The organism is Cellulomonas massiliensis JC225 (assembly GCF_000312005.1).
GTDB lineage: Bacteria > Actinomycetota > Actinomycetes > Actinomycetales > Cellulomonadaceae > Cellulomonas > Cellulomonas massiliensis.
Genome location: NZ_HE978588.1, coordinates 277,760 through 285,946, shown reverse-complemented (window position 1 = coordinate 285,946; position 8,187 = coordinate 277,760). Strand labels below are relative to the sequence as shown.

At 74.4% G+C, this 8,187-nt stretch carries 7 protein-coding genes; all 7 read left to right on the top strand.

Annotation, left to right across the window (positions count from 1 at the left end; all coding sequences use genetic code 11):
• On the top strand, window positions 1-1,140 hold a 1,140-nt coding region (locus HGCM_RS16350), incomplete at its 5' end, for a PQQ-dependent sugar dehydrogenase (protein ID WP_019135091.1).
• A 140-nt stretch (window positions 1,141-1,280) separates the two neighbouring features.
• The gene (locus tag HGCM_RS20090; RefSeq protein ID WP_173390531.1) at window positions 1,281-1,448 is read left to right on the top strand and encodes a hypothetical protein; all 168 of its coding nucleotides are present in this window, start codon (window positions 1,281-1,283) and stop codon (window positions 1,446-1,448) included.
• A 17-nt stretch (window positions 1,449-1,465) separates the two neighbouring features.
• Window positions 1,466-2,284, top strand: coding sequence for a PH domain-containing protein (locus tag HGCM_RS20230; RefSeq protein WP_019135089.1), 819 nt, complete (start codon window positions 1,466-1,468; stop codon window positions 2,282-2,284).
• A 21-nt stretch (window positions 2,285-2,305) separates the two neighbouring features.
• Window positions 2,306-4,099, top strand: a complete 1,794-nt coding sequence (gene metG, locus HGCM_RS01280) for a methionine--tRNA ligase (protein WP_019135088.1) — start codon at window positions 2,306-2,308, stop codon at window positions 4,097-4,099.
• 2 nt (window positions 4,100-4,101) lie between these two features.
• The gene (locus HGCM_RS01275; protein ID WP_026075172.1) at window positions 4,102-5,016 is read left to right on the top strand and encodes a TatD family hydrolase; all 915 of its coding nucleotides are present in this window, start codon (window positions 4,102-4,104) and stop codon (window positions 5,014-5,016) included.
• 255 nt (window positions 5,017-5,271) lie between these two features.
• Window positions 5,272-6,465, top strand: coding sequence for a resuscitation-promoting factor (locus tag HGCM_RS01270; RefSeq protein WP_019135086.1), 1,194 nt, complete (start codon window positions 5,272-5,274; stop codon window positions 6,463-6,465).
• Between the two features lie 336 nt (window positions 6,466-6,801).
• Window positions 6,802-8,067 carry a resuscitation-promoting factor gene (locus HGCM_RS20525; protein ID WP_281286081.1) on the top strand — a complete coding sequence of 422 codons (1,266 nt, stop codon included), beginning with the start codon at window positions 6,802-6,804 and terminating at the stop codon, window positions 8,065-8,067.
• Window positions 8,068-8,187: the final 120 nt, after the last annotated feature.

The following is an 8,187-nucleotide window of genomic DNA, read 5'->3' as shown; positions in this document are numbered from 1 at the left end:
CCGGCGCCGCAGGCCGACCCGACGAGCGCGACGCCGACGCGCCCCAGCGCCTCGGGCACGCCGGTGCCGATGCCGTCGCCCACGTCCACCCCGTCCGCCACCCCGACGCCGACGGCGTCGCCCGCGCCCACGTCCCTCGACGGGCCGGACACCGTGCGGGTCGCCGTCGAGGAGGTCGCGCGCGACCTGCCCGCGCCGTGGGGGCTGGCGTTCCTGCCCGGCGGCTCGGCGCTGGTCACGCTGCGGGACGAGGCGCGCGTCGTCGTCGTCGACGCGTCCGGCCGCACGACCCGCGTCACCGGCCCCGGGGCGCAGCAGCTGGCGGACTGGACCCGGCCGGCCGGCGAGGGCGGGCTGCTGGGGGTGACCGTGCTCCCGGGCGGGTCCGGGGGCACCGACGTCGCCTTCTACCTGACGGCCGCCCGCGACAACAGGGTCGTGAGGGGCACGCTCGACGGCACGCGGCTCGGCTCGCTCGACGTCGTGCTCACGGGCATCCCGAAGGCGGCGAACCACGACGGCGGCCGGCTCGCCGTCGGCCCGGACGGCTTCCTCTACGTGAGCACCGGCGACGCGTCGGAGCCCGACCGCGCGCTCGAGGAGGACAGCCTCGGCGGCAAGATCCTGCGGGTCACGCCGGACGGCGACCCCGCGCCCGGCAACCCGGACCGCGGCTCGCCGGTGTGGAGCTCGGGCCACCGGAACGTGCAGGGGCTGGGCTGGGCCTCGGACGGGCGGATGTTCGCGTCGGAGTTCGGGCAGAGCACGTGGGACGAGCTCAACCTCGTCCGCAAGGGCGGGAACTACGGCTGGCCGATCATCGAGGGCAAGGGCGGCGAGGAGCACGGGTTCGACGACCCGCTCGTCACCTGGGCCACGAAGGACGCTTCGCCCAGCGGGCTGGCCGTCACCGGGGAGGGGGTCTACCTGGCGGGCCTGCGCGGCCAGACCCTGTGGCGCGTGCCGCTGCGGCCGAAGGGCGTCGGGACGCCGCAGCCGCTGCTGCGCGGCGAGCACGGGCGGCTGCGGGACGTCGCCGTCGCGCCCGACGGGTCGCTGTGGGTGCTGACGAACAACACGGACGGTCGCGGCGACCCGCGCGCGGGCGACGACCGGATCCTGCGCGTCACCGTGCGCTGAGCGGACGCGCAGGACTGCGCCACGCCGCGCGGGTGCACGGGGTCGAAACGTCCGATCGGTACCGTTCTGCTCGGATGCCCGCCCGGGCGCCGGCCGCGCTGCCCGTGCGCAGCCCCCCGCGACCCCTCCGCGAGGACGCCATGCCGCCCAGAATCAGAGCCGTACTCATCTGGATCATCGCGATCTTCCTCGTCTACGCCGTGGTGACGAGCCCCGAGAAGGCGGCCGACGTCGTCGAGGCCGCGTGGAGCATGATCACCGGCGCGTTCGCGAGCTTCGGCCGCTTCTTCTCCAGCCTCACCACCTGACGGCCGGCCGAGCGCCCGTGGACCGCGAGGAGCGCGCCCGCCGCAGCCTGGACCGCTACCTGGTGCCCGGCGAGTCGGTGGTGCTCGCGGTGCGCCTGCACCCGGCCAAGGCGGCCGAGCCGGTCGCGACGGCCGCCGTCGCGTTCGTCGTCGTCGCGTGGCTGGAGACCGTCGTCACCCGGGCCGTCGGCCCCGCGGGGTCGTGGGTGTGGTGGCTCTGGTTCGCGGTGCTGGCGCGCTCGGTGTGGCTGCTCGTCGACTGGTCGCACGAGTGGTTCGTCGTGACCGAGCGCCGGCTGCTGCTCGTCCACGGGCTGGTGACGCGCCGGGTGTCGATGATGCCGCTGCTCAAGGTCACCGACATGAACTACTCCCGCTCGCCGCTCGGCCGTGCGCTCGGCTACGGCGAGTTCACCCTGGAGTCGGCGGGTCAGGAGCAGGCGCTGCACCGCATCCGCTGGGTCCCGCACCCCGACGAGACCTACCGGACGATCGTCGGGACGATCTTCCCGCCCGACCGGCTCGTCCTGGACGAGGACCAGCGCCGCCCGTCCGGGCGGCGGTCCGTCGCCACCGCGCCGTCGCGGGGGCCGCGCGTCGAGCGCCGGCCCGTGCGTCCGGCGGCATCCGGGGCCACGGACGCCCGGCCCGGTCCGCCCGGCGCCACGCGCGACGACGACACGGAGCCGATCGCCGTCACGCGCGAGGTCGTGGAGCGCCCGTCCGTGACGGGCCCGGACGGCGCGGGGGGCGTCGAGCGCCCGGACGAGACGCACGGCGACTGGTCGCGCGCGGTGCGGGTCGAGCCCTTCCGGACGCGCGACCCGCGCCGCTGACCGGCCACCTAGGATCGGCCCATGTCCCGGATCCTGTCGGCCGTCGCCTGGCCGTACGCCAACGGCCCCCGCCACATCGGTCACGTCGCCGGCTTCGGCGTCCCGTCGGACGTGTTCAGCCGGTACATGCGGATGGCGGGCCACGACGTTCTCATGGTCTCCGGGACGGACGAGCACGGGACGCCGATCCTCGTCGAGGCGGAGCGGCAGGGCGTCTCGCCGCAGGAGCTCGCGGACCGCAACAACCGGCTCATCGTCGAGGACCTCGCGCAGCTCGGCCTCACGTACGACCTGTTCACCCGCACGACGACGCGCAACCACTACGCGGTCGTGCAGGAGCTGTTCCGCACGGTGCACAAGAACGGGTACATGGTCGAGCAGACCACCATGGGCGCGGTCTCGCCGAGCACGGGTCGTACGCTGCCGGACCGGTACGTCGAGGGCACCTGCCCGATCTGCGGGTACGACGGCGCGCGTGGCGACCAGTGCGACAACTGCGGCAACCAGCTCGACGCGATCGACCTCATCAACCCGCACAGCCGGATCAACGGCGAGACGCCGACGTTCGTCGAGAGCACGCACTTCTTCCTCGACCTGCCGGCCTTCGTCGACGCGCTGGGGGACTGGCTGCGCACGCGCACCGCGTGGCGCCCGAACGTGCTGAAGTTCTCGCTCAACCTCCTCGACGACGTGCGCCCGCGCGCGATGACGCGCGACATCGACTGGGGCATCCCGGTGCCGCTGCCCGGGTGGGAGGAGAACCCGAACAAGCGGCTCTACGTCTGGTTCGACGCCGTCGTCGGGTACCTGTCGGCGTCGATCGAGTGGGCGCGCCGCAGCGGTGACCCCGAGGCGTGGCGCGCGTGGTGGAACGAGCAGGACGCGCAGTCCTTCTACTTCATGGGCAAGGACAACATCACCTTCCACTCGCAGATCTGGCCGGCGGAGCTGCTCGGCTACGCGGGCAAGGGGTCGAAGGGGGGCGCCCCGGGCCTGTTCGGCGACCTGGAGCTGCCGACCGAGGTGGTCTCGAGCGAGTACCTCAACGTGGACGGCCAGCAGTTCTCGACGTCGCGCGGCGTGGTCATCTACGTGCGCGACATGCTGTCGCGCTACCAGCCGGACGCGCTGCGGTACTACCTGTCCGTCGCCGGGCCGGAGACGAACGACACCGACTTCACGTGGGCGGAGTTCAAGCGGCGGACCAACGACGAGCTCGTGGCCGGCTGGGGCAACCTGGTCAACCGGACCGCGAGCATGGTGCACAAGAACTTCGGCCAGGTGCCGGCGCCCGCGCAGCGGCTGGACGTCGACGAGGCGCTGCTGGCGCAGACGACGACGGCCTTCGGGCGGGTGGGTGACCTGCTGGCCCACCACCACAACCGCCAGGCCGTCTCGGAGGTGATGCGCGTCGTGCAGGAGGCGAACCGCTACATCTCCGAGACCGAGCCGTGGAAGCTGAAGAACGACCCCGACCGGCTCGCGACCGTGCTGCACACGGCGACGCAGGCGGTGAGCGACCTCAACACGATGCTCGCGCCGTTCCTGCCGCACTCGGCGCAGCGGGTGCACGAGCTGCTCGGCGGCACGGGCACGATCGCGCCGCAGCCCCGGATCGACGAGGTCACCGACCTGGACGACGAGAGCCGGCGCTACCCCGTGATCACGGGCGACTACCGGCTCGGCGAGACGGTGGCCCCGTGGGCGCCGCGCGCCGTGGTGCCCGGCACGCCCGTCGGGCCGCCGTCGCCGGTCTTCACCAAGCTCGACGACTCGGTCGTCGAGGAGGAGATCGCGCGCGTCCGGGAGGCGTGAGCGTGGCCCGGACGAAGGAGCGGGGCTGGCCCCCGGTCCCCGAGCCGCTGCCCCTGCCTGTCGTCGACAACCACACGCACCTGGAGTCGGTCGTCGGCTGGTCCACCGAGGGCTGGGCCGACTCCTCCGACCTCGCGGCCCAGCTCGACCGCGCCGCCGCGGTCGGGGTGACGCGGCTGGTGCAGGTCGGGTGCGACCTCGACGCCGTCGCGTGGACCGACCGCGTGGTGCGCGCGGACGCCCGGCTGCTGGGCGCCGTCGCGATCCACCCGAACGAGGCGGTGCTGCACGCGGGCGTCCACGAGGTCGCCCCGGACGGGCTCGACCCCGACCCGCAGGAGCGGCACGCGGTCCCGCTCGACGAGGCGCTGGCGCGCGTCGGGGAGGTCGCGCGCGCCAACGACCGCGTGCGTGCGATCGGGGAGACGGGCCTCGACCACTTCCGGGCCGGCCCCCGGGGCCGCGAGGTCCAGCGCGAGGCGTTCCGGGCGCACGTCGCGCTGGCCAAGGAGCTCGGCCTCGCGCTGCAGATCCACGACAGGGACGCGCACGACGAGGTCGTCGACGTCCTCCTGCGCGACGGTGCGCCGGAGCGGACGGTCTTCCACTGCTTCTCCGGCGGCGTGGAGCTGGCGCGCGTCGCCGCGGAGCACGGCTGGTACTGCTCGTTCGCCGGGCCGGTGACGTTCAAGGCCAACGACGACCTGCGCGCCGCGCTGCGCGAGCTGCCTCCCGCGCTCGTGCTCGTCGAGACCGACGCCCCGTACCTGACGGTGACGCCGTACCGGGGCCGCCCCAACGCGCCCTACCTGCTGCCGGGCACGGTGCGCGCGGTCGCCGAGGTGACCGGGCGGTCGCTCGAGGAGGTCTGCGCGGGCGTGGCGCGCACGTCCGAGCAGGTGTACGGCGCGTGGTGAGGGGGGTCGGGCGTCCGTCGGACGGCCGCTCACCGGGTGGTGGACCCCCGCGGCGGACGCTCCGGCGACCGGGTGATTCCTGCTCCGCTACCCATCCGGGTCACGGATCGGTTACGGTCGGACCGGCCTCAGGTCGATGAAGGAGCGGAAGGACTCGCTCCCCGCACCGGGGCCCGGTGGGGGGACCGCGACGGCTCGGGAGAGCCCGGTCAGGCAGTGCGGCCGGGCCGGCCCCCACGACGGAAGGACAGCTGCGTGAGCGACGCCCCCTCGACGCGCCGTGCCGCGCGCCGCCGCAAGCGCCTCGTGCGCACGGCGTCGCAGGGCGTGGTGCTCGCGATGGTCGTCGCCGCGACGAGCGCGTTCGCCGTCCTGCACAAGACGGTGACGATCGACGTCGACGGGTCCGCGGTGCAGGTGCAGGGCTTCGGCCGCACGGTCGGCGACATCCTCGCGCAGGCCGACGTCGAGTACTCCGCGGCCGACCTCGTCGCCCCGGAGCCCTCCGAGGGCATCGGGCGGGGCGGGGAGATCGTCGTGCGGCACGCGCGCGCGCTCGACCTCGTCGTCGACGGCCGCGAGCAGCAGGTGACGACCACGGCGCTGACGGTCGGGGAGGCGGTCGACGGGCTCGGCCTGCGCGCCTCCGACGTGCGCCTGTCGGCGTCCCGCTCCGCGCCGCTCGACCGCGGCACGCTGCGCGTCTCCACCCTCAAGACCATCCACCTCGCGGTCGACGGCCAGGTCATCGACGGCGTGAGCAACGCCGGCACGGTCCGCGACGCGCTCAAGGACATCGGCCTCGTGCTCGAGGACGGCGACCAGGTGTCGGTGCCGCTCGACGCGACGGCCGTCGACGGGCTCGTCGTCATGGTGACGCGCGCGCACACGTCCGGGACGATCGAGACCGAGGCCATGCCTTTCGACGAGCGGGAGGTCGACGACCCGACGCTCGAGAAGGGCGAGAAGCGGATCACGACGAAGGGCCGCGCGGGCGTCCGGACGACGACGTACCGGCTCGACGTCGTCGGGGGCGTGGTCGTCGGCCGGACCGCCGTGGCGTCGGTGGTGACCGTGCCGCCCGTGACGCAGGTCGTCGCCGTCGGCACGCTCGAGCTGCCGGACGTCGACGACATCAAGGTGACCCCGGGCTCGGCGAAGGCGATCGGCAAGCAGCTGGCCGCCGCACGCGGGTGGACGGGCTCGCAGTTCGTCTGCCTGGTCGAGCTGTGGGACCACGAGAGCGGCTGGCGCGTGACGGCGGAGAACAAGTCCTCCGGCGCCTACGGCATCCCGCAGGCGCTGCCGGGCGTCAAGATGGCGACCGTCGGCGCCGACTGGCGCACCAACCCGGTGACGCAGATCACGTGGGGCCTGAAGTACGTGTCGGGGCGCTACGGCACCCCCTGCGCGGCCCTGGCGTTCCAGAGCGCGCGCGGCTGGTACTGACGGGCAGCGACGGGGCGCTGGCCCCGTCGTCCGCAGGACGGTGACCTGCGCATACACCACTGTGACTCGGCACACGTTGGACTTCGGGTCACGAAATGGTTACGGTCGCGTGTCGCTGCGTCTCGGCAGCCGGTGTGCAGCAGCTGCGCCGGGTGAGGCGCCGACACCGGCGGACCGCCTCGTGCGGCGGTGCGCCGACACCGCCGGATCGGGGATCCGGACCGGTGCGCGCGACTGCCCCTGACGGGGACGTGATCCCTCCATCACGCGTGCACACCGGGTGCCGCCCGCGGCACGTCCACCCCCGTGCCCGGGACGTCCGACGGCTGGAGCCTCGTGAAGCGCACGAACCTGAACGGTCCTTCCGACCCCACGCTCGCCCTCCCCGTGGTGGGCGACGACGCGGCTGACGCCGCACCCCGCACCCCCGCCGCCGGCGGGACGACGCCGGAGGGCCGACGGTCTCGTCGCTCGCGCGCGCTCGTCGTCACCGCCGCCGCGGCCGCGCTCGTCCTGGGCGGCGGCAGCGCCGCGTACGCCCACGCGCACAAGGACGTCACGCTCGACGTCGACGGCGACCAGGTCGCCCTCGGCACGTTCGCCGGCTCCGTCGACGCGCTCCTCGAGGACCGCGGCGTGACGGTCGGCGACCGGGACACGGTCTCGGCCAGCGGTGCCCTGCGTGACGGCCAGACGGTCGTCGTGCGGCACGCGCGCCAGATCACCGTCGCGTTCGACGGCGAGCAGCGCACCGTGTGGAGCACCGCCCTCACCGCGGACGAGGCGCTCGACGCCCTCGCCGACCGCGGGCACCGCGTGACCCTCGTCGCGTCGCGCTCGCTCGACGGCGGCCGCGTGGCGGTCCCGCTCGACCTCGAGATCGACGGGTCCGCCCGCGTGCTCGTCGACGGCACCACCAAGCCCGTGCCGGCCGGCGCGACCACGGTCGCGCAGGCGCTGGACGCGCTCGGCGTGACCCTGGACGAGCTCGACCGCGTGACGGTCCGCGCGCGCTCCGAGGGCGGCGTCGAGGTCGTCGTCAACCGCATCGAGCGCACCGAGGTGCGGCGGGCGCAGACGATCGCGTTCGACACCCGGCGCAAGGCGGACTCCTCGCTCTACACGGGCACCACGAAGGTGGTCACCGAGGGCAAGGCCGGCAAGCGCGCGATCACCTTCGAGGTGACGACGGTCGACGGCACGGTCACCCGCAAGGAGAAGATCGACGCGGAGGTCGTCCGCAAGCCGGTCGACCAGGTGGTCGCCGTCGGGACGAAGGACCGGCCCGCGCCGAAGCCCTCGTCCTCCCCGGCCTCGTCGAGCTCGTCCGGCTCGGCGGTCAAGAAGGCCAAGGGCAGCACCGACGACCTCAACTGGGCCGCGCTGGCGCAGTGCGAGTCGGGCGGCAACCCCCGCATCGTGTCGTCCAACGGCCTGTACCACGGGCTGTACCAGTTCTCCGTGGGCACCTGGCGCGCGGTCGGCGGCTCCGGCCTGCCGTCGCAGGCGTCGGCCGCGGAGCAGACGGCGCGCGCCAAGACGCTGTACGAGCGCTCCGGTGCCGGCCAGTGGCCGGTGTGCGGCTCGCGCCTGTTCAGCTGACCCGGTCGCTCCGGCCCACGGCGCCCGTCCTCCCCGCCGGGAGGGCGGGCGCCGTCGTCCGTCCTGGACCCGTCCGGGACCCCGGTGCGGCGGCGCCGCCGCGCGCCCGTAGGCTCGGCG

Bases quoted from the DNA above. Each gene is read 5' to 3' on its own strand.
- metG (WP_019135088.1), top strand. From the start codon at position 2,306: ATGTCCCGGATCCTGTCGGCCGTCGCCTGGCCGTACGCCAACGGCCCC.
- HGCM_RS20090 (WP_173390531.1), top strand. From the start codon at position 1,281: ATGCCGCCCAGAATCAGAGCCGTACTCATCTGGATCATCGCGATCTTC.